This window comes from Pasteurella bettyae CCUG 2042 (assembly GCF_000262245.1).
In the GTDB taxonomy this organism is placed as follows: domain Bacteria; phylum Pseudomonadota; class Gammaproteobacteria; order Enterobacterales; family Pasteurellaceae; genus Basfia; species Basfia bettyae.
On the sequence record NZ_AJSX01000022.1, the window covers coordinates 82862 to 104461 of the forward strand.

Genomic DNA, 21600 nt, shown 5'->3' on the forward strand with positions numbered 1-21600 from the left:
CAATTAATCGTAAATATCTTGACCATATTTACGAGTTTTAAGTAAACGTAAGACCCAAACATACTGTTCTGGGGTTGGTGTAACAAAACTTTCAATTTCCTTGTTCATTGCACGTGCAGACTGAACAGGATCTTCACTTAATTCCATCGCAGGATGAATTTCCATTTCATAAAGCCCAGTATCTGCGTTATAGCGTGGAAACATGGGAATAACTACCGCTTTAGCTAATTTCGCCATTTTATTCAATCCTGGCAAAGTAGCTTTGTAAGTCGCAAAAAAATCCACAAATTCACTGGCTTCTGCACCGTAATCCTCATCAGGCAGATAATACCCCATATCGCCTTTGCGAATCATATTCAAAAAAGGCTTAATGCCATTCTGGCGAGCATGCATTTTACCACCAAAACGCTGACGAGTGATTGTCCATAACCAATCTACTAATGGATTACGATGAGGATTATACATTGATGTCATCGGTAAACCATGGGTATGTAAAATAATTCCTGAAGCATCAATTGCCCAGCCATGAGGCACCATCAGAATAATATTATATCCCTGTGCCTTAGCCTGTTTAATATGTTCAATTCCCAAAAATATACTACGACTTTGTAAATGTGCTTTGGAACGAATAGCAATCTCACCGATCCCTAACATCACTTGAGTGACCGTAATAAACATCTTATCAATCACTTTTTCACGCTGTTCCTCTGTCCATTGAGGGAAACAATATTGCAAATTTACACGTGCTTTATGACGAGGTTTTTTAGCCTGACGACCAATGAAAACACCAAGTTTTGCGGCAATTTTATCTCTTAATCGAAAAGGAATATAAGCAAGAATCAACAAGGCAAATATTCCAAGCCAAATTCCCCAATATTTTGGCATTAAGTAAGACCAAGAAAATGCAGGTTCATACCCCACTCTTGCTGTTAATCGTTTATTTTGTTCTGACATACAACACTCTTAACTAAACCAACCTTGATCATAAGCCATTTTAGCTGTCATGATAAATGACATAATAACAACCATAGGTCTAATAATTTGTTTTCCTTTAGAAAGCACAACTTTCGCACCTAAATTAGCTCCGATGAATTGTCCAACCATCATGATCAAGCCTACAGACCACAATATTTGTCCACCTAATAGAAAAAAGAGGAAAGATCCTATATTTGAGGCAAAATTCATAACCTTAGCATGTGCGGTTGCTTTAGCAATATTAAAACCGAGTAGCATAATTGCTGCCACACTAAATAACGAACCTGCACCTGGTCCAAAAAAGCCATCATAAAAGCCGATAGGAAAAGAAGCAAAAAATGCAAATAATAGATAAGAAACCCGTTGTTCACGATCTTCATTGCCTAATTTTGGCATTAAAAGAAAATATATGCCGATGGCAAAAACAAGAAAAGGAATCAATTTTTTAATCATACTACTATCAATTTGTTGTACTGCAATAGCACCCAAAACTGATCCCATAAAGCTCATTAGCACTATTAACCAAATATTTTTTAAATTAACGGTCTTACGAAATAAAAAATACAAACTCGCAGATAGAGAACCACCACAACCTTGTAGTTTATTAGTTCCTAATGCTAAGGTTGGTGGCATACCTGTCATTAATAAGGCTGGAATCGTAATTAATCCACCTCCACCTGCAATGGCATCAATAAATCCGGCTAGTATTGCAACAATAAATAAAATGCTTAACATTTCAAAAGTAATATCCACGCTGATTCCTTTTAACAATGGTTAATTAATCTACCCATTCACTACGGTTTGGTGAATTTAATACTTGCTGACATAAAAAAGGCTCTGGTGGCAGAACTTTCTTTTTCGGTATAGCAGTTGATGGCTTTTTCGGTTCAAACCATGAATATAGTTCAGCACCACAACCATCACCTAAAGGAACGGGATCTTGATTTTCACAATAAGTTGCTCCCTGAGGACACAGAATACGCACATGGAAATGGGAATCATGCCCGAACCAAGGACGAATTTTTCTTAACCAACTACGATCACCATGCTCAGTCTGGCAAAGTTTAACTTTAATTGCTGGGTTCACAAAAATACGGGCAACATTATTATCCTGAGCAGCTAACTTAATTAAATTAAAATGGTTAACATTCCAGATATGCTCATCTACTCGCTGAGTGGCTGGATTAACCACAAGTAATCCTTTACCATCTGAATTTTGAGCATCATTATCAGATAACGTCCCCATTCGTAACCAAATATCCGCATCTAAGCCCATTTGATGACTCGCATGCCCCGTTAGAAACCGCCCCCCACCAGGCATAGCGATATCGCCAATTAACATGGTCGGTAAACCGGCGTGTTTCACTTTTTTACCTAATCGTTCTAAATAGCTAATCATATCAGGGTGTCCATAGAAACGATTTTTATTCATTCGGATCACTTGGAAACCCTCACCTTTTGCTGGCATTGGCACTGCACCTAAAATGCAACCATTACTGTAAGAACCTATAGGTTGGGGCTTACCATCATTAGTTGGAATCGGACGTTTGATATTTTGCCAATCTTGTGGCGTCGCCTGTATTGAGCTCACTAAGCCAATTAGTGCGGTCAAAAAACAGAAAATTTTTATATATCTATTCATGATTTATGGGCATCTATAAATATGCGGAAAATAACCGCACTTTTTGCTACTTTGTTTATTTTAAGCCACATTGTGCCTTATGTCTAAGAAGATGGTCTAATAATACAATCGCCACCATAGCTTCCGCAATAGGTACAGCTCGAATGCCGACACAAGGATCATGACGACCTTTAGTGATCAGCTCGACTGGCTCATTATTTAAATTCACAGTTCTACCAGGGATCGTAATACTTGAGGTAGGTTTTAAAGCGATTGTGGCAATAATCGGTTGACCATTACTAATTCCACCAAGAATACCGCCTGCATGATTTGATAAAAATCCTCCAGGAATCATTTCATCACGATGTTCTGTACCTTTTTGCTCAACCACATCAAAACCATCACCAATTTCTACAGCTTTTACCGCATTAATGCCCATTAATGCATAGGCAAGTTCAGCATCTAAACGATCGAATACAGGTTCACCTAAGCCTACAGGTACATTTTCTGCCACCACCGTTAGCTTAGCACCAATGGAATTGCCTTCTTTTTTAAGCTCACGAATTAAATTTTCGAATTTTTCTACCGAACTTTGATCAGGACAAAAAAATGGATTGCTATTTACTTGTTCCCAGTCAATTTTAGTGAGCTCCTGTTTTTCAATTTTAATCGGGCCTATCTGCGATAAAAACCCACGGACTTCAATAGCAAAATTGTCACGTAAATATTTTTTTGCTATTGCCCCAGCAGCCACGCGCATAGCGGTTTCACGAGCTGATGAACGACCACCACCACGATAATCTCGAAGACCATATTTCTGCTGATAAGTATAATCCGCATGTCCAGGGCGGAATTTATTCATAATATCCTTATAATCGTTGGAACGTTGATCAGCATTTTTAATGATCATTCCAATGCTAGTACCCGTAGTCTTGCCTTCAAAAACACCTGATAAAATTTGAATTTCATCAGCCTCACGGCGAGCTGTAGTATAATGCGACGTTCCAGGTTTACGGCGATCTAAATCGAGTTGAATATCTGCCTCTGAAATTGCTAATCCTGGTGGCACACCATCGACAATGCAACCTAATGCTACACCATGAGATTCACCAAATGTTGTGACTCTAAATAATTGACCAATACTATTTCCTGCCATGTTGTGTTCCTTTTTTATAAGATTATAGATTTTTTAAGGGAAATTTTTCAGATCCAACTTTCACTTCTTCATTGGTCTCTTGATTTTTAATAAACACATCTAATTGGTTAAATGCGATTTCAATATTATGTTCTGCAAATAATTCATGAATACGTCTATTTAAGGCATCAAGGGTTCTCGTACGATCAATCAAATCTCCCACATAAACACGTAATTCATGATCTAGCGTACTTGCCCCAAAAGTTAAAAAATATGCCATAGGTTGTAACGCTTTAGGCTCTTTCAATACTTTGTCGTTTTCTTCAGCCGCTTGTAATAATAAATTACGAACTAATTCAAGATCTGATCCATAAGCCACACCGACCGAAATCACCACTCTTGTCACAGAAGTGGTCAATGCCCAGTTAACAATACGCTCAGTCACAAAAGCTTTATTAGGAACAATAATTTCTTTCTTATCATAGTCAATTAAGGTTGTGGCACGAATCTTAATTCTTGATACGGTTCCTGTAAATTCGCCAATAGTAATCTGATCGCCAATACGTACTGGACGTTCAAATAAAATAATAATCCCTGATACAAAATTAGCAAAAATCTCTTGCATACCAAAGCCTAACCCCACAGAAAGTGCGGCAAATAACCATTGTAATTTCGACCAAGACATCCCTAAAGTGCCGAAGGCTAGGGTTGCACCTAATGCAATAATAATATAGGTCAATAATGTTGTGATGGTATATGGAGTACCTTGCGATAATTCCAAATTGGAAAAAACAAAAACTTCAAGTAACCCACCAATATTGCGAATTAAGACATAAGTTGCAAAAAGAACTAAAACTGCAATCAGTAAATTAAATAATGTCACGGATTCCATAACCGTACCAGTTTCAGTAACTACCGATTGTTTCCATAACGTCACACCATCAAGATAATAGGCTACAGTGACGAGATCCGACCAAACCCAATACATTAAGCCAAATAACACAAACCATAATAAGAAATCCGTGATTTTGGAAATTTGGTGTTTAACTTCACTGACTGCTAAGGTTTCCTCTTTAACTTCTAGTGCGACTTCTCCACCATCAGACTCTGCATTCTCATTTGCTTCAGCACGTAATCTTGCTTGTTCCCGTTTCTCTTGTAAACGTTTTGCCGCCAAACGACGAGCTGTCACAGCAAATCCACGTCTGACAATGTTGCGGAAAATAACCCAACTCATAGCAGCAAAATACGTTGCTACTAAATGTTCAATAATCACTAATCCCGTATAGTAATAACCACAAGCAATCAGCACAATTAAAATAATCGGTGCTAATAACAAAATCGCTCGGACGGCATAAAGAGAATAAACCGCAGCACTTTTCTTTTCTTCTTTTGTTTCTTTTTGGTAATCGGAAATCGCTTTTCTAAATGCTGGTGCAACAATAAAAATGGTGACCACTAACATAATAATTGTCATCACCTGACCAATAACGTCGTAAGTTACCCCCATATCCAAATTGGTGAAAATAGAGATATTCAGCATTAATGCAATGACCCATACTGAACGTTTTAAAATATTACGGAAAGTTTCATTACTTTGTCTTGGCATGCCAAAATGGCTATAGGCAATTCCATTTGGACGTAACATCGCTAACAAAAAGGCAAAATATAACCAATAAAAGGACATCTTCAATCCCCAAGGCCATGCTGGGGCAGGATCTTGAAAACAAATATAGGTAACAAAGATAAATACAGCCAAAAACATAAATGTACTTGGCAGACATAAAATTAATGTCCAAAAAATTGCCAACGGTGTATTCCAATGATTATCAGTACCAATAGATTTAATTTTATTATTAATATGATTTAATCGTTGCTTAATTGCATTTTTCTTTCTAAGAATAAGCATAGTTAAGACGACTAATAATAAAATCCAAGACATGGCTGGAGCGAGATTGTCTTTCCAATTGGAAAAATCAAAAATTTTGCCAATTTCTCTCAATTGAAATTTAATTAGTAGCGGTGCTTCTGAAAACCATTTTAAATCAATATTATTATTGCTTTTCACCCAAAAGCTTTGCTGTTTTAATTTTTCCTGTAAAGTATCACTAATAGTTTGTACTTGTTGTTGATTTAATTCCAAATTAATTGATACATTTAACTGGCTATTTAACTGTTTTAACAGATCGGTGAGCGATTTCTCACGACTCAACAAAATCTCTTGTAATTGTTTTTTCTCACTGTTAGTGAATGTGACCTTCTCTGATTTTTCAAGATTTGCGATATAGGTTTCCGTATTTCCTGAATTGTTTTTAAACTCCGTCACATCAAAAATTCTTACACGAAGATCAGCAATTTGTTTTGACAACCCTTTAATCATTGAGTCTTGTGGTAAAGCTTGTTTTTGCTTATTGATAATACGTGAAAGTACCAATGTCCCTTGTAAAGCACTAATCTGTTCTTCAATATTATGTTGAGTTTGTTGTAAGTTATCTAAAATGCCTTTAATACGTAAATTATCTTGCGATAATTCATTATATTTACTGGTTTGTTCTAGAAGCTCTTTAGTTACAATCGTATTAAGTTCTAATTCATGTACTATGACAGGATTCGTATCTGTAGTGACATTTTTTTGCTGAGACTCCGCAGCTTTCTCTGCTTGCTGCTGAGATTGCTGTAAATTTTTCTCGTTGATAGCATCTTGTAATGCTGTTAATTCAAGCTGTAGTTGCTGCTGAGCTAAATTCTTTTCGTTGACTTGGCTAGTATATAATGCAGTAAGGGCCTCATTTCCTGATAACAAGACTTGATTATATGCATTTTTCGCTTCGGCTAATGCTTGTTCAGTGACTAATTTAGTGCGTAAGGTGTTATCAAGATTTACATCAGATAATTTTTCATTAATCGTTTGAATATTCTTTAAATTTTCTGCCAATGCTGCTTGAGTACGCTCTGGCGCAGTCTTCTGACTAGATAAATTTGCATTTAGTGAAGTCAATTGCGTTTGCAAGCTTTGCAACTGATTTAATGTATCAACACTTTTAGCTTGTAATACTGATGTACTTAATTTTGAAAATTCAGCTTTTAACTGCTCAGAAGTTTTCTCTTGTGCCGTTAATTTTTCAATATTACTTTTACTTTCAGCTAAAGATTTTGCTGAATTATCAATATCTTTACGTAACTGATCGGTATCTGCTTTTTGCTTAGTAAGCTGACCTAACAAATTTTGCGTATCTTGCAAATTTTGCAGAGTGCTCTTAACTGTTTCAGTCTGCTCTTCTTTTTGTAGCGTATCTATTTGTGATTGTAATGACTTTTCAGTGGGAAGTTCAACGGCAAAAACATTACTTACAAAAGTAAGCAATAAGCCAATACTAAACAAAAAGGAACGAGAATGTTTTAACATGGATTTTAATTTCCTAATAACTTAACTAATTCAGCTTTAAGCAAACTACGTGAGATTTTGATACTACCTTGTTGCTGATATTTTTCTACATCTAAAGGGAAATAGATTATAGGTTGTTTAAATTTTTCTATTCTATCTGATAACCAAATTTTTAAATTTTCTACCGCACTTTTAAATTCATAAGCGGGATGAAATTGAACCATCGCAACAGGTCGTTGCCCAAATTCGGGATCGTCTTTGGGTAAAATAAACACTTGAGCGACGGAAACATGACGTTGAATACATTTTTCAATATCTTCAGGTTGAATATTCTCACCGCCAGAAATAAACATATTATCTAAACGCCCTAAAATAACTAGTTCATCATCAAGCCATTGTGCTTTATCTCGAGTCTGAAACCACCCTTGAGGATTAGTCAATGATTGAATATGATTTTCTATCCAATAACCACTGGCAAGCCCTGCGCCCTTCAACCATACTTCTTGATCTACCAATTGATATTCACGGCCTTTCAACGCTTGACCAACACCAACCTTTCCATCACTTTTTTTAGCAAATACCGTAGATGCCATCTCCGTCATACCATAACCAGAATAACACTGAATATCAAATGACTTAAGTTGAGAAGTTAAATCAACTGGAATTTGTGAGCCCCCTAATAAAATATGTTTAGTATGATATTTATCAATTTGGGATGCTGAAAGATAAGTTAACAAACGCTGTAACTGTGTTGGTACTAAAGAAACATGTGTTGCATGTAATACTGAAGCATAAAAATCACTTCCTGCTAAATGTAATTCAGCGCCTACATTCAACCAACGCCAAATTACACCTTGACCAGAAACATGATACAAAGGTAAGGACAATAACCAACTATCTTGGCAACCAAAATGCATTAATTCACATACGCCTTCTGCATTTGCCAAATGAGCATTAATATTATGCACTACTGCCTTAGGTAAACCTGTTGAACCTGATGTTAGCGTGAGAGTATATCCCTCGTTTAAGTCAAAACTGCGGTCAGTTTCAGAAAAATTTTGGGTTAATTCAAGTCTGTCTAATTGGGAACTAAAAAAAAGGCAATAAGTTATTTTATTAACTTTACATAATTGGCTAATTTTTTCCGCTGTAAAAGCAGGATTAAGCATTAATACTCGTAATCCTAATTGTAAACCTGCTAAATAATAACATACTATATCTAGGCTATTTTTGCCACACAATGCAATGCCTTGCCCAGGCTGTAAGGAGTGATCTCGCAATGTTTGTAAAGCACATTGAATACGGCTATTAATCTGTTGCCAAGTAAAAACTTCGCCCTGCGAAAAATCTCGCAAGGCGATTTTATGTTTAAACTGTTCTAATTCAGCATATTGCTGCCAAAGAAAACTCATAATTAATTTGCAGTAAAAAATGGTCTCACTTGATCGATCAATTGTTCTGGCAAATGCATAAACTGCATTGCACGCTCCAACATCAACATTTTACGTCCACTATTAGTATTGGTGATTACCCAATATGGCGTATCAGGAATTTGACGAGGCTTAGTATGGTTACCCGCAGCTAACAAAGTTGCCTCATCACGAGCAAAATAAGTCCGTGTACGACCTTGCGAAGTTTCTTGCTCTGTAGCCTGAGCAAAACTTTCAGGGTTAGTACGATAAAGAACGGACAAAATAGCTAAAAAACGTACGACAGCCTTTGACTCTTCTTGAAAACTTTTTGAATCTAACAAATTCTGAACTTTAGTCACAACCTGTTGAATAGATTGTTCTGATTGTTTTTTTGTTGTCACTTTCACCGGTGCTTCAACAGCCACCTTAGAATCATCTAGCTCATGAGCTTTTTTGCTCAATAACGCTTTTTCTGCCACTATTGTCTCTTTCGGTTGAGCAAAATCAAGAGCGGTAGAACTTACGCTAGATGAGGATAAATTTAGCAGCCGACGTAAAATATCAGAGGCACTTTCACCAATTGATTGTGTCTGACTCGCAATATATTGATAAAGTTCTTCATCTACTTCAATAATTTTCATATTATCTTCTCTCAACAAATGACTTGATCCAAGACGGAATTTTTATCATTATAACCATTTATTTACAAATACTCTATGCAAAAATTATCAAACTATGCAATTACTTAATCATAACTTTCATCAACTAAAACAACCTGCTAATTCACAAACTATAGTCTTTATTCATGGTCTATTTGGCGATATGAATAATCTTGGTGTAATTGCACGTGCCTTTAGTGAGAATTACAATATTTTGCGCATTGATTTACGTAACCATGGACATAGTTTTCATGCACCAGACATGACCTATGATGTAATGGCTAAAGATGTCATTGTTCTCCTTGAATATTTGCAAATTACACATTGTATTTTAGTAGGGCATTCTATGGGCGGAAAAACAGCTATGAAAGTTGCAGATTTACGCCCAGATCTTATTGATAAACTGATTTGCATTGATATTGGACCGATCGTCTATGGACAAGGTTGGCATGAAAATGTATTTGCTGGATTAAATGCTGTAAAACAAGCTGAAGCTCAATCTCGTCAACAAGCCAAACCGATTTTAGAACAACATATTGAGGATCAGAGCATCATTCAATTTATGTTAAAATCTTTTGATGCTAGTGCAACTGAAAAATTTCGCTTTAATTTGACCGCACTTTATCAAAATTATTCCTATATTATGGGCTGGAATCCTGTCTATTTTGATAAGTCTACACTCTTTATCAAAGGGGGCAATTCTAACTACTTATTACCAGAATACACTCAGCAAATTCTACAGCAATTTCCTCATGCAACCTCATTTACTATTGCTGGCTGTGGGCATTGGATACATGCAGAAAAACCCCACTTAGTAATAAGCACAATAGAACGATTTTTAGCATTAAATTAATCGGTAAATCCTATTTAATTTGTATGGATTTTATGATATAGTTCGACATATTTTCATAAAGAAGAAAATCATTCTCAAGGTGAGAATGATTTGTTCTTTGATAATTTCAGTGATTTGAAATATGGCAAAACAAGACTCAGATTGTATAACTTTAGATCTGTTCGCTAACATTCCGAAAGTTGGACGCCCTAAAACAAATCCACTGAGTCGCGAACAACAAATCAGAATTAACAAACGTAATCAACTTAAACGTGATAAATCTAGTGGTTTAAAACGAGTAGAATTGAAATTACATACTGATTTAGTTCAGCAATTAGAAGATTTAGCATCTCAACTTCGCCTTAGCAGAGCGGAAGTGATTGAAAAAATTTTACAAAATTATTTTAGTATTGAAAAAAATAGGTAAGAAAAAGAATGGCTATTGTTGGTTTATTTTATGGCAGCGATACAGGCAATACAGAAAATATTGCTAAAATGATCCAAAAACAATTAGGTAATGAATTAGTTGATATCCGTGATATTGCAAAAACAACAAAAGAAGATATCGAAGCATATGATTTTCTAATGCTTGGCATTCCTACTTGGTATTATGGAGAAGCTCAAGCAGATTGGGACGATTTCTTTCCTACTTTAGAACAAATTGATTTTACAGATAAATTAGTAGCCATTTTTGGTTGTGGAGACCAAGAAGATTATGCTGATTATTTCTGTGATGCAATGGGTACAGTGCGTGATATTGTTGAACAACGTGGAGCAATTGTAGTAGGTAATTGGTCAACAGAAGGCTATACATTTGAATCTTCACGTGCATTAATTAATGATAATACATTTGTTGGTTTATGTATTGATGAAGATCGCCAACCAGAATTAACCAATGAACGCGTAACTACTTGGGTTAAACAAGTTTACGATGAAATGTGTTTAGCAGAATTAGCTTAACCATATGGGGAGAATAAAATGTCTGAAGAAAATATACAACTATTAAAAAAGGCTGGTTTAAAAATTACAGAGCCTCGTCTCACTATTTTAGCCTTAATGCAAGAACATAAAATGCAACACTTCTCTGCTGAAGATGTATATAAAATTCTTTTAGAAAAAGGCGAAGAAATTGGTTTAGCAACGGTATACCGTGTATTGAACCAATTTGACGAAGCTCACATTTTAACTCGCCATAATTTTGAAGGTAACAAATCAGTATTTGAGCTGGCTCCAACAGAACACCATGATCATATTATTTGTGTAGACTGTGGTAAAGTTTTTGAATTCAATGATGAAGTCATCGAACAGCGTCAACAAGAAATCAGTAAAGAACATGGTATTAAATTACAAAATCATAGCTTATATCTTTATGGAAAATGTTCAGATATTGAGAAATGTGGTAAATGACTAAATTAGAAAATTGAAGCCCGATTTATTCGGGCTTTTTTTACAAAATTATTTTAGAGAAATGATGCTTTTTGTGCTATAATTTGCCTAATTTTTCATAAGAAAATTAGGATATGTAAATGACTGAATTAGTCCAAGATATAACCCCTGTTAGTATTGAAGAAGAACTAAAATCTTCCTATCTCGATTATGCAATGTCTGTTATTGTCGGACGTGCATTACCTGATGTGCGTGATGGTTTAAAACCAGTTCACCGCCGTGTTTTATTCTCTATGAATCAAAGTGGCAACACTTACAATAAAGCTTATGTAAAATCCGCTCGTGTGGTAGGTGATGTTATCGGTAAATACCACCCTCATGGAGATAGTGCGGTATATGATACTATCGTGCGTATGGCTCAGCCATTTTCACTTCGTTATATGTTGGTCGATGGTCAAGGTAACTTTGGTTCAATTGATGGCGATGCCCCTGCTGCAATGCGTTATACTGAAGTGCGCATGCAAAAAATCACACAAGAATTACTTACTGACTTAGATAAAGAAACCGTTGATTTCTCGCCTAACTATGACGGCAAAGAAATGATCCCTGACGTATTACCAACAAAGATCCCCGCTTTATTAGTAAATGGTTCTTCTGGTATTGCTGTTGGTATGGCAACCAATATTCCACCACATAATTTAGGTGAAGTCATGGATGGTTGCTTAGCTTACATGGATAACGAAAATATTAGTATTGACGAATTAATGCAGTTTATTCCAGGCCCAGACTTCCCTACTGCAGCATTAATTAATGGTCGTAAAGGTATCGAAGAAGCTTATAAAACGGGTCGTGGTAAAGTTTACGTACGTGCAAAAGCAAGTGTAGAAACTAACGATAAAGGTCGTGAACAAATCATCATTACTGAAATTCCATACCAAGTCAATAAAGCCAAATTAGTAGAAAAAATTGGCGAATTAGTTCGAGATAAAAAAATTGAAGGTATCAGTGGTATCTTAGATCTTTCAAGTAAAGAAGGTATCCGTTTAGAAATAGATATTAAACGTGATACTGTAGGTGAAGTCGTTTTAAATAACCTTTATGCATTAACGCAAATGCAAATCACCTTTGGTATTAACATGGTAGCATTAGACCATGGACAACCAAAACTTTTCAATTTAAAACAAATTATTGAGGCTTTCGTAAAACACCGTCGTGAAGTGGTTACTCGACGTACTGTATATGAACTACGTAAAGCGCGTGAACGTGCTCATATTTTAGAAGGCTTAGCTATTGCTCTCGCCAATATTGATCCTGTTATTGAACTTATTCGTGCTTCGAAAACTGCGGATGAAGCTCGTGAAGCATTACTTGCTCGTTCTTGGAATTTAGGTAACGTTGCCCCAATGTTGGAAGCTGCTGGTGTAGACTCATCTCGTCCAGATGGCTTAGCTGCTGAATTAGGTGTACATAACGGGCAATATTTCTTATCTGATACTCAAGCTCGTGCTATTTTAGAATTGCGTTTACATCGTTTGACAGGTTTAGAACATGAAAAAATTGTGGAAGAATACCACGAAATTCTTGTTCAAATTGGTGAGTTGATTCATATTTTAACGAGTGCGATTCGCTTAAATGAAGTGATTCGAGAAGAATTAGAACTTGTCAAAGACACTTATAATGATGCACGTTGTACTGAAATTACTGCGGCATCAGGTGATATTAACCTTGAGGACTTAATTGCTCAAGAAGATGTTGTTGTAACACTTTCTCATGAAGGTTATGTGAAATATCAACCACTTGCTGATTATGAAGCTCAACGTCGTGGTGGTAAAGGTAAATCTGCAACGAAGATGAAAGAAGAAGACTTCATCGAACGTTTATTGGTTGCCAATACGCATGACACAATTCTCTGTTTCTCAAGCCGTGGGCGTTTATACTGGCTAAAAGTATATCAATTACCAGAAGCAAGTCGTGGCTCACGTGGACGTCCAATCGTCAATATTCTTCCTTTAGAAGATAATGAACGTATCACTGCAATCCTTCCAATCGCAGGTTATGATGAAGATAAATTTGTGGTTATGGCAACTGCTGGCGGTATAGTGAAGAAAACTGCCTTAACTGAATTCAGCCGCCCTCGTGCAAATGGTATTATTGCCGTGAATTTACGTGATGAAGATGAATTAATTGGCGTAGATATCACTGATGGTTCAAATGAAATCATGTTGTTCTCATCACAAGGCCGTGTAGTACGTTTTGCAGAAACTGCAGTTCGTGCAATGGGACGTACGGCAACGGGTGTTCGTGGTATTAAACTTGCCTTAACTAATGATTTATCTGATGATGAAAGTGCGGTAGAAATTGAAGAAATTTCTGATGATAATGCAGAAGAATCTTTAGATCTAAATGTTGATAAAGTGGTTTCATTAGTCGTGCCAAAAAATGAAGGTGCGATATTAACTGCGACACAAAATGGTTACGGTAAACGTACTCAACTGGCTGAATATCCAACGAAATCACGTAATACTAAAGGTGTAATCTCAATTAAAGTCAGTGAGCGTAATGGTAAAGTTGTGGCTGCAACGCAAGTTGAAGAAACAGATCAAATTATGCTGATTACTGATGCAGGGACTTTAGTTCGTACTCGTGTAAGTGAAGTAAGTATCGTCGGCCGTAATACTCAAGGTGTGCGTTTGATCCGTACCGCAGAAGAAGAACAGGTGGTAAGCTTAGAACGTGTTGCTGAAGCAGAGGAAGATTTTGATACTGTTGACATTGATGTCTCAGAATAAGATTCTAAATCTAATAAATATCATCACTCAAAAGGCTAGTATAAACTAGCCTTTTTCTATCATAAAAGTGCGGGACAAATTTTTAAAATTTTGACCGCACTTTTAGCGCAATTTATCTGCCAGTAAAAACTGTAGTACTGAATCCATTCTTAAATGAGGAATAATATCACCATTTTCTAGATGCTGTGGTTCAAAATGATCAAATTCAAAACGTTGCGTTTCCCAAAAATCAGCACTTGGTAATTTACTTGGAACTGAACCAGGATAGATTGTAATCTTTTGTTTATCTCTAGAACGAACACCTTGCACCGCTTTTATGCTCTTACCATTTTGATTCACAATAACTTGTTGAGTCGCACGAATTGCAGCTATCGCTGTATATTCTGTTTCAATACCTTCAAATTCTGCATGACGCCCACCATCTTGTACAAGTTGACGCATTAAACTGACTAAATTAGGCAATTGATCAGTCGTAATATGATCAGCTTTCGTAGCAATAAACATTAGTTTGTCTATCCGTGGTGAGAATAACCGATTAAGTAAAGTACGTTTACCATAGTGAAAATTCTTAAAGAGTTGTTGTAGCCCTTCTTGCATATCTGTAAAGGCTTGATGACCATGATTAATTGGTGTTAAACAATCTGCTAAAATAACTTGCCGATCAAAATTGGCAAAGTAATTTTCATAGAAACCTTTTACTATTTTATTGCGATAATAGTCGTAACGTTGAGTTAATATACTAAAATAACTATTTGATTTACAAGTATTTCTAAGATGATGCCATTGTTGTTCCGATAAATGAGATAAAGGAAAAAATTGTAATGCAGGAGCCCCTTCTAATTCACCTGGAAGCACAAAACGACCAGGCTGAATAAAATGCAAACCTTGTGCCTTACAAGCTTGTAAGTAATCGGTGTAATCTTTCGCAATTTGAGCCAACATATCTTCATTAGCAATTGCCGTTAAATCCAATTTTTTGACTTTATTCAACCAAACTTGTGAAAGCTCAACACGTCTACCTTGGTATATGTGCGCTTGTTCCATTGACCATTTTTGATAATTTAAATCTAATAAAGGTAAATCTAATAACCATTCTCCAGGATAATCAAAAATATCCACATATAATGTCCCCTTTTCTTTAATGTGGCTAAGAATTCCTTGATTATAATATCGAATAGCTAAACGAGTTTCGCTTACTCCACGTGTTGACTCTGGCCATTTAGGGGGTTGACTCATCAGAGCATTAAGATTACTTTCATAATCAAACCGAGGAATACTCAAATTCACTTGAGGTATACGCTTCACACCCACAATATTTTTATTACGTACAGCTTCAAACAATGGCAGATGTTGGTTTGTGATACCATCAATACTCGTTAATTGATTAATTAAGCTAGTAATAAAAGCAGTTTTACCACTTCGACTCAAACCTGTAATCGCAATACGCAAAGTTCGATCTAAACCACGATTAATAAATTGATTTACTTCTCTTTGAATGCTGTGAAACATATAAATATTTTTCCCAAAATGTATCAATAAAAAATGTCAGATGATTTATTCGCAATCTTATAAAATGCTTTAAAATACCGTTTTTCCCTGAATTCCAATAGATTAAAGATAGCCAATTTCATCAATATATTTTAAAATTCCCCTATAATTTATCACGAATAACTTTGATATGCTTATTAGAAAAATTGCTTTTATTCATTTTCTGTTTCTTTTTATTAGCTTACCATCAATTGTATTAGCTGCACCTCGTGTACCTGAAGAATTAACAGAAAATGGACTAGTTTACTGTACACATAGTTCTGGCTTCTCATTTAATCCGCAAACTGCGGATGCAGGAACCAGTATGAATGTAGTCACAGAACAAATCTATAATAAATTATTTGAAATCAGAAATAATAGCTCTCGACTTGAACCATCGCTTGCTGAATCTTATAAAATTTCTGAAGATGGTAAATTAATTACTATTCATTTGCGTAAAGGGGTTAAATTCCATAGCACACCTTGGTTTACACCTAGCCGTGATTTTAATTCAGATGATGTTGTTTATTCCTTAAATCGTGTTTTAGGTCATGATACTTCATTACCTGAATTTGATAACAATAATGAAGAAAATAATACTAACCGCCAATATCAAATTTTTCATGAGCTAGCTAAAAAAACAAGATTTCCCTATTTTGATAGCATAAAGCTCAATAAAAAAATTGAAAAAGTTACCGCACTAGATCCTTATACCGTACAAATTCAATTATTTGCACCAGATGCATCTATTCTGTCTCATTTAGCCAGCCAATATGCTATTATTTTCTCTCATGAATATGCACTTCAATTAAATTCGGATGATAATTTAATTCAATTAGATTTATTACCTGTAGGAACAGGTCCATATCAATTAAAAAATTATTTTCGTAACCAATATATCAGACTTATCCGCAACGAAGACTATTGGAATAAAGAAGCTAAAATTCAAAATATTATTATTGATTTATCACCAGATCGCACAGGACGTTTGGCAAAATTCTTTAATGGAGAATGTCAAATTGCTGCCTTTCCTGATGTCAGCCAATTAGGTTTATTGCGTCAAGATGGAGAACGTTTCCAGACAACATTAACAGACGGTATGAATTTAGCCTTCTTAGCATTTAATTTTAAACGTCCACAAATGCAAGATATTGAATTGCGTAGAGCTATTTCTCAAGCAATTAATCGTCATCGAATTATTAAAGATATTTATTACAACACTGCAAGTGTTGCCAATAGTATTATTCCAAGTGTTTCTTGGGCAGGCATTGCGGACAATCCAACATTTGCTTACGATTATTCGCCAGTCAAAGCTCGTAAAGTTCTTGCTAATCAAAAACTCACCTTAGAAATGTGGGTATTAAATGAAGATCAGGTTTATAATCCATCCCCGATAAAAATGGCTGAACTTATAAAGTATGATCTAAAACGCGCTGGAGTTGATGTAAATGTGCGGTTAATTTCGCGTAATTTTTTAATGGAACAACTACGTAATAATAATGAAAATTATGATCTTATTTTAGGTGGCTGGCTTGCTGTTAGCCTTGATCCAGATAGCTTCATGAGACCTATTTTAAGTTGTAGAACAACAAATGAAATTACTAACATTTCTAACTGGTGTTCATCAAGTTTTGAAGAAATTCTTGATCGAGCATTGATTAGCCCAAATCCCAATTTACGTGCTATAGATTATCGTCTTGCAGAACAGCAAGTTTTATCTGAATTGCCGATAATCCCAATTGCCAGTGTAAAACGGATTTTAATATCTAATACAAAGGTTAAAGGCGTGAGTATGAACCCATTTGGTAGTATTTCATTTGATAAACTCTCCTTAGAAAAAGGAAATAAAAAATGATTTATTCTTTATTACGCCGCATATTTCTATTTATTATTATCTTATTTATTTTAAGTTTAGTTAGTTATACTATTTTCATGCGGGATCCTGTTAATCAAGTCTTTGCTGAACCTTATTTTTATTCAGGTTATTTAGTTTATGTAAAAAACTTATTACAAGGTGATTTTGGAATAACATACAATGGTGGTGATTCCCTACTGACTCTGATTCTTACTGTGCTTCCTCCCACATTAGAATTATGTTTCTTTGCTATGTTTTTAGCCCTTTTATTTGGTTTACCTTTAGGTCTGGCTGCAACGTACCTAAATAAAAACTCATTTGGTAAAACGATCAAAGTACTTTCTTCTTTAGGTTTATCCGTTCCGATTTTTTGGATCGGACCACTATTACTCTATGTCGCTGCGATTTATCATTGGGAAATTTCTGCTGTAGGTCCTTTCAATTTACTCTATGAAATACCCACAATCACAGGATTTACTGCTATTGATGTGTGGTTTATAGATGAACCTTATCGGATCAAAGTTATCCAAAATGTATTCCAACATTTAGTTTTACCAACTTTAGTACTATCCATTTCACCGACCATGGAAATTACGCAATTTGTACAACAACGGACAGAATATATTTTGTCACAAAATTATGTAAAATTATCACTAACCCAAGGTTGGTCTCCATGGAAAATATTGACCAGATATATTATTCATAACACATTACCCGTTCTTATTCCTCTAATGCCTCGTTTAGTTACATTTGTATTAGCACAAAGTATGTTAATTGAGGGAATTTTTGCGTGGCCTGGGATTGGTCGTTGGATGATGGATGCTGTTGCACAACAAGATTATAATAGTATCTCTGCAGGAGTAATGGTTATCGGCTTATTTATTATTTTAATTAATCTATTTGCTGATATATTAACATTCATTCTTGATCCATTTAATAAGAAGGGCTGGTATGCAAGATAAAGAGCCTTATGAATTCCGTAACACAGAAGCTGTGAAAGCTATCTGGTATATTTTTCGACGTTCTCGAATTACCATGTTTAGCCTTTATGCTTTCATTGGTTTAATTTTATTAGCGATACTTAGTCCATTCATTACACCTTACAACAGTAATACACAATTTATAGGACAAGAACTTATCCCCCCATCTTGGTTTCCAGATGGTGAAGTCATCTATTTTTTTGGTACTGATGATATAGGACGTGATCTTCTAAGCCGTTTAATTGCAGGTGTCACATATACCTTTGGTTCCGCAACAATTGTCATTATCTTTACAGGAATTTTAGGTGGCATATTAGGCATCATCGCGGGAATGTCTACAGGAATAAGATCAAGAATTTTAAGTCATTTTCTTGATGCTTTCTTATCAGTCCCTATTTTATTAATTGCTATGATTATTGCAACGCTCATGGAAGCAAGTCTATTCAATGCAATGCTAGCTATTTTTTTAGCTTTATTACCGCACTTTATCCATGAAATTTATCAAGCGATTCAGCAAGAGTTAAAAAAAGAATATGTACTTATGTTACAACTAGATGGTTCATCTAATATAGAATTATTAAAAGAAACTATTTTGCCAAATATTAGCGTACACTATATTAAAGAACTGACACGTGCATTTGTTGTTGCTATTCTTGATATTAGTGCTCTTAGCTTTATTTCCTTGGGTGCACAGAGACCTGCTCCTGAATGGGGAGCGATGATTAGAGATTCATTAGAACTCATTTATCTCGCACCTTGGACTGTGATCTTACCAGGTATTGCAATTATAACTTCTTCTCTCATTGTTATTATTCTAGGAACAGGCATAAGTAAAGCCATTGAAAAATATTATAAATAGGTACAAATATGGCATTATTAGATATCAGAAACCTTAGTATTGAAGTTGATACGCCAAATGGACGAATTAAAATTGTTGATAATGTTGATCTCACCTTAAATGACGGCGATATTTGTGGACTCGTTGGAGAATCAGGCTCAGGAAAAAGTATTATTGCAAAAGTCATCAGTAATTCATTTAAAGATAGCTGGATTATTACTGCCGATAGATTTCGATTTAACGACATAGAATTACTCAAACTAAGTCCTTATAAACGTCGTAAATTAGTCGGCAAAGAAATTTCAATGATCTACCAAGAACCACTTACTTATTTAGATCCAAGTAAAAAAGTGGGCAAACAAATCATCCAAAATATTCCCTCCTGGACATTTAAGGGTAAAATTTGGCACTGGTTTGGGTGGAAAAAGCGTCGTGCAATTGAATTATTACATCGTGTCGGGATAAAAGATCATCAAGACATTATGAATAGTTATCCAAATGAAATTACTGAAGGTGAAGGCCAAAAGGTTATGATTGCTATTGCAATAGCTAACCAGCCTCGATTACTTATTGCGGATGAACCAACTAATTCATTAGAACCCACGACACAGCTACAAATATTTAAATTACTCTCCAGTATGAATCAAAATAATGGAACCTCTATTTTATTAGCTAGTAATGATATTTCTGGAATTAGTGAATGGTGTAATACTTTCACTGTACTTTATTGTGGACAAAATGCTGAATCAGGGCCAAAAGAAAATATTTTAGAAACACCACATCACCCATATACGGCTGCATTATTACATTCAACACCAGATTTTACTCAACCATTACCATTAAAAAGTAAATTAAATACTTTAAAAGGAACTGTACCATTAATAGAACAAATGCCTATTGGTTGTAGATTAGGCCCACGTTGTCCTTTTGCACAAAAGAAATGTATTACAAAGCCGCCTTTACGTCATATTAAACAACATGAATTTGCCTGCCATTATCCACTTAATTTATTGGAAACAGCACCTCGCAAAGAAAAATATATAATGAGCCCATTAACATTAAGCTCTGAAAGTAAAATTAGTTAAAAGAGGAAAATATGAGTTCATTATTACAAGTTCAATCATTATCTAAGTCTTTCGGGCGTAAATCTAGACTGTTCGGTAAAAATGATGTTAAAGCTGTGCAAAATGTTAGTTTTACTCTAGAAAAAAAGCAAATGCTTGCTATTATTGGCAAAAATGGTTCTGGAAAATCAACCTTGGCTAAAATGATTGTTGGCATCACTGAGCCAACTTCAGGAAATATATTGTTTAATGGTAGTTCTCTTGTATATGGCGATTATCAACGCCGAGCGAATCATATTAGAATGGTATTCCAAGACACGAATAATGCATTTAACCCGAGATTAAACGTGGGGCAAACCTTAGATGATCCGTTAAGATTGCTCACAACATTAAATGAAAAAGGCAGAAATGAACGTATATTTGATACATTATACTTAGTGGGGCTATCAGCTGAACATGCTAATATTCCTATTCACACACTAACAATGAGCCAAAAACAACGTGTTGCTCTTGCTCGTGCAATCATATTGGAGCCTGAAATTATAATAATTGATGATGCTATTGGTTTTCTAGATGCCTCCGTAAAAACGCAGCTAACGAATTTATTACTAGATTTACAAGAAAGATTAGGACTTTCTTATATTTATGTAGGTCAACATTTAGGCATTATCAAACATTGTGCAGATCAACTGTTAGTCATGGATAATGGGGAAATGATTGAATATGGTTCAACTAGAGAAATTCTTACTCATCCCCAAAATGATATAACAAAACGCTTAATTGAAAGCTATTTTGGTAAGCTACTTACTGATAGTTCATGGCAAAATACACAAACTTAGCCTATAAAAATATGCTGATATATCTATCTAATATGTATAAAACTAATTGAGGGACGCTTTGCTAGATTAGCCTATATATCTCTCTATCGCCTACATCAACAAAAACTACATGGTTGCTTTAAAACGGGTCTTATTATTCTTATTGGTCGTTTAAATCGCTTTATCCGCCCATCATTAAAACTACACTAAAACGACAAAATAGAGCTTATGCTCTCTTTTTAATTTTAATAGATAAAAGTGCGGTATCACATGCTAAAATTTTTATTAATCATACGAGAGCCTTTTTATATCCAAATAGCAACA

Annotated in this window: 18 protein-coding genes and 2 pseudogenes; 11 read left to right on the top strand and 9 right to left on the bottom strand. The window is 35.2% G+C overall.

The features are described from left to right. Window positions 1-3 precede the first annotated feature (3 nt). The 8 genes and pseudogenes from lpxM to HMPREF1052_RS11650 all read right to left on the bottom strand — a co-directional run. Window positions 4-954, bottom strand: a complete 951-nt coding sequence (gene lpxM, locus HMPREF1052_RS04530) for a lauroyl-Kdo(2)-lipid IV(A) myristoyltransferase (protein WP_005759986.1) — start codon at window positions 952-954, stop codon at window positions 4-6. A gap of 9 nt (window positions 955-963) precedes the next feature. Continuing rightward, entirely contained in the window at window positions 964-1710 is a 747-nt protein-coding gene (locus HMPREF1052_RS04535) for a TSUP family transporter (protein ID WP_370446580.1), read from the bottom strand. A gap of 43 nt (window positions 1711-1753) precedes the next feature. Continuing rightward, a complete protein-coding gene (gene mepA / locus HMPREF1052_RS04540; protein WP_005760019.1) occupies window positions 1754-2617 on the bottom strand; it encodes a penicillin-insensitive murein endopeptidase in 864 nt (287 codons plus the stop codon). A 55-nt stretch (window positions 2618-2672) separates the two neighbouring features. Then, the gene (gene aroC, locus HMPREF1052_RS04545) at window positions 2673-3752 is read right to left on the bottom strand and encodes a chorismate synthase (RefSeq protein WP_005760136.1); all 1080 of its coding nucleotides are present in this window, start codon (window positions 3750-3752) and stop codon (window positions 2673-2675) included. A 22-nt stretch (window positions 3753-3774) separates the two neighbouring features. Next, on the bottom strand, window positions 3775-7137 hold the full coding sequence (mscK, locus tag HMPREF1052_RS04550; protein WP_005760145.1) for a mechanosensitive channel MscK: 3363 nt from the start codon (window positions 7135-7137) through the stop codon (window positions 3775-3777). Between the two features lie 5 nt (window positions 7138-7142). Further along, complete coding sequence (gene menE / locus HMPREF1052_RS04555) at window positions 7143-8528, bottom strand: o-succinylbenzoate--CoA ligase (RefSeq protein WP_005759983.1); 1386 nt, start codon at window positions 8526-8528, stop codon at window positions 7143-7145. A 2-nt stretch (window positions 8529-8530) separates the two neighbouring features. After that, window positions 8531-9109 carry a replication initiation negative regulator SeqA gene (gene seqA, locus HMPREF1052_RS04560; RefSeq protein WP_370446581.1) on the bottom strand — a complete coding sequence of 193 codons (579 nt, stop codon included), beginning with the start codon at window positions 9107-9109 and terminating at the stop codon, window positions 8531-8533. Between the two features lie 3 nt (window positions 9110-9112). Then, a pseudogene (locus HMPREF1052_RS11650) lies at window positions 9113-9169 on the bottom strand (hypothetical protein); the annotation flags it as partial. A gap of 94 nt (window positions 9170-9263) precedes the next feature. Between HMPREF1052_RS11650 and HMPREF1052_RS04565 the strand changes: the two are divergent. From HMPREF1052_RS04565 to gyrA, 5 genes are all read left to right on the top strand, one after another. Continuing rightward, complete coding sequence (locus HMPREF1052_RS04565; RefSeq protein ID WP_005759991.1) at window positions 9264-10040, top strand: alpha/beta fold hydrolase; 777 nt, start codon at window positions 9264-9266, stop codon at window positions 10038-10040. 121 nt (window positions 10041-10161) lie between these two features. Beyond that, entirely contained in the window at window positions 10162-10446 is a 285-nt protein-coding gene (ybfE, locus tag HMPREF1052_RS04570; protein ID WP_005760020.1) for a LexA regulated protein, read from the top strand. Window positions 10447-10454: 8 nt separating this feature from the next. Continuing rightward, window positions 10455-10979, top strand: coding sequence for a flavodoxin FldA (gene fldA, locus HMPREF1052_RS04575; protein ID WP_005760108.1), 525 nt, complete (start codon window positions 10455-10457; stop codon window positions 10977-10979). 18 nt (window positions 10980-10997) lie between these two features. Further along, a complete protein-coding gene (fur, locus tag HMPREF1052_RS04580) occupies window positions 10998-11426 on the top strand; it encodes a ferric iron uptake transcriptional regulator (protein ID WP_005760113.1) in 429 nt (142 codons plus the stop codon). A 119-nt stretch (window positions 11427-11545) separates the two neighbouring features. Beyond that, a complete protein-coding gene (gyrA, locus tag HMPREF1052_RS04585) occupies window positions 11546-14194 on the top strand; it encodes a DNA topoisomerase (ATP-hydrolyzing) subunit A (protein ID WP_005760100.1) in 2649 nt (882 codons plus the stop codon). Between the two features lie 102 nt (window positions 14195-14296). Here gyrA and HMPREF1052_RS04590 read toward each other — a convergent pair whose 3' ends face one another. Further along, on the bottom strand, window positions 14297-15703 hold the full coding sequence (locus HMPREF1052_RS04590; RefSeq protein ID WP_005760067.1) for a YcjX family GTP-binding protein: 1407 nt from the start codon (window positions 15701-15703) through the stop codon (window positions 14297-14299). A gap of 169 nt (window positions 15704-15872) precedes the next feature. On the opposite strand from HMPREF1052_RS04590, the gene HMPREF1052_RS04595 reads away from it, so the two are divergent. From HMPREF1052_RS04595 to HMPREF1052_RS11495, 6 genes and pseudogenes are all read left to right on the top strand, one after another. Next, complete coding sequence (locus HMPREF1052_RS04595; protein ID WP_005760134.1) at window positions 15873-17576, top strand: ABC transporter substrate-binding protein; 1704 nt, start codon at window positions 15873-15875, stop codon at window positions 17574-17576. Then, complete coding sequence (locus tag HMPREF1052_RS04600) at window positions 17573-18538, top strand: ABC transporter permease (RefSeq protein WP_005760017.1); 966 nt, start codon at window positions 17573-17575, stop codon at window positions 18536-18538. Before HMPREF1052_RS04595 ends, HMPREF1052_RS04600 begins: the two co-directional genes overlap by 4 nt. Continuing rightward, window positions 18528-19415 (top strand): ABC transporter permease subunit, encoded by an 888-nt coding sequence (locus HMPREF1052_RS04605; protein WP_005760140.1) that lies wholly within the window; start codon window positions 18528-18530, stop codon window positions 19413-19415. Before HMPREF1052_RS04600 ends, HMPREF1052_RS04605 begins: the two co-directional genes overlap by 11 nt. A gap of 8 nt (window positions 19416-19423) precedes the next feature. Continuing rightward, on the top strand, window positions 19424-20479 hold the full coding sequence (locus tag HMPREF1052_RS04610) for a peptide ABC transporter ATP-binding protein (protein WP_005760095.1): 1056 nt from the start codon (window positions 19424-19426) through the stop codon (window positions 20477-20479). Window positions 20480-20490: 11 nt separating this feature from the next. Next, on the top strand, window positions 20491-21297 hold the full coding sequence (locus HMPREF1052_RS04615; RefSeq protein WP_005760025.1) for a peptide ABC transporter ATP-binding protein: 807 nt from the start codon (window positions 20491-20493) through the stop codon (window positions 21295-21297). Window positions 21298-21342: 45 nt separating this feature from the next. After that, a pseudogene (locus HMPREF1052_RS11495) lies at window positions 21343-21486 on the top strand (FAD-dependent oxidoreductase); the annotation flags it as partial. Between the last annotated feature and the right edge of the window lie 114 nt (window positions 21487-21600).

Coding starts and splice junctions, on each gene's coding strand:
- lpxM (WP_005759986.1), bottom strand. CDS start 954: ATGTCAGAACAAAATAAACGATTAACAGCAAGAGTGGGGTATGAACCT.
- HMPREF1052_RS04535 (WP_370446580.1), bottom strand. CDS start 1,710: ATGTTAAGCATTTTATTTATTGTTGCAATACTAGCCGGATTTATTGAT.
- mepA (WP_005760019.1), bottom strand. CDS start 2,617: ATGAATAGATATATAAAAATTTTCTGTTTTTTGACCGCACTAATTGGC.
- aroC (WP_005760136.1), bottom strand. CDS start 3,752: ATGGCAGGAAATAGTATTGGTCAATTATTTAGAGTCACAACATTTGGT.
- mscK (WP_005760145.1), bottom strand. CDS start 7,137: ATGTTAAAACATTCTCGTTCCTTTTTGTTTAGTATTGGCTTATTGCTT.
- menE (WP_005759983.1), bottom strand. CDS start 8,528: ATGAGTTTTCTTTGGCAGCAATATGCTGAATTAGAACAGTTTAAACAT.
- HMPREF1052_RS04565 (WP_005759991.1), top strand. CDS start 9,264: ATGCAATTACTTAATCATAACTTTCATCAACTAAAACAACCTGCTAAT.
- ybfE (WP_005760020.1), top strand. CDS start 10,162: ATGGCAAAACAAGACTCAGATTGTATAACTTTAGATCTGTTCGCTAAC.
- fldA (WP_005760108.1), top strand. CDS start 10,455: ATGGCTATTGTTGGTTTATTTTATGGCAGCGATACAGGCAATACAGAA.
- fur (WP_005760113.1), top strand. CDS start 10,998: ATGTCTGAAGAAAATATACAACTATTAAAAAAGGCTGGTTTAAAAATT.
- gyrA (WP_005760100.1), top strand. CDS start 11,546: ATGACTGAATTAGTCCAAGATATAACCCCTGTTAGTATTGAAGAAGAA.
- HMPREF1052_RS04590 (WP_005760067.1), bottom strand. CDS start 15,703: ATGTTTCACAGCATTCAAAGAGAAGTAAATCAATTTATTAATCGTGGT.
- HMPREF1052_RS04595 (WP_005760134.1), top strand. CDS start 15,873: ATGCTTATTAGAAAAATTGCTTTTATTCATTTTCTGTTTCTTTTTATT.
- HMPREF1052_RS04600 (WP_005760017.1), top strand. CDS start 17,573: ATGATTTATTCTTTATTACGCCGCATATTTCTATTTATTATTATCTTA.
- HMPREF1052_RS04605 (WP_005760140.1), top strand. CDS start 18,528: ATGCAAGATAAAGAGCCTTATGAATTCCGTAACACAGAAGCTGTGAAA.
- HMPREF1052_RS04610 (WP_005760095.1), top strand. CDS start 19,424: ATGGCATTATTAGATATCAGAAACCTTAGTATTGAAGTTGATACGCCA.
- HMPREF1052_RS04615 (WP_005760025.1), top strand. CDS start 20,491: ATGAGTTCATTATTACAAGTTCAATCATTATCTAAGTCTTTCGGGCGT.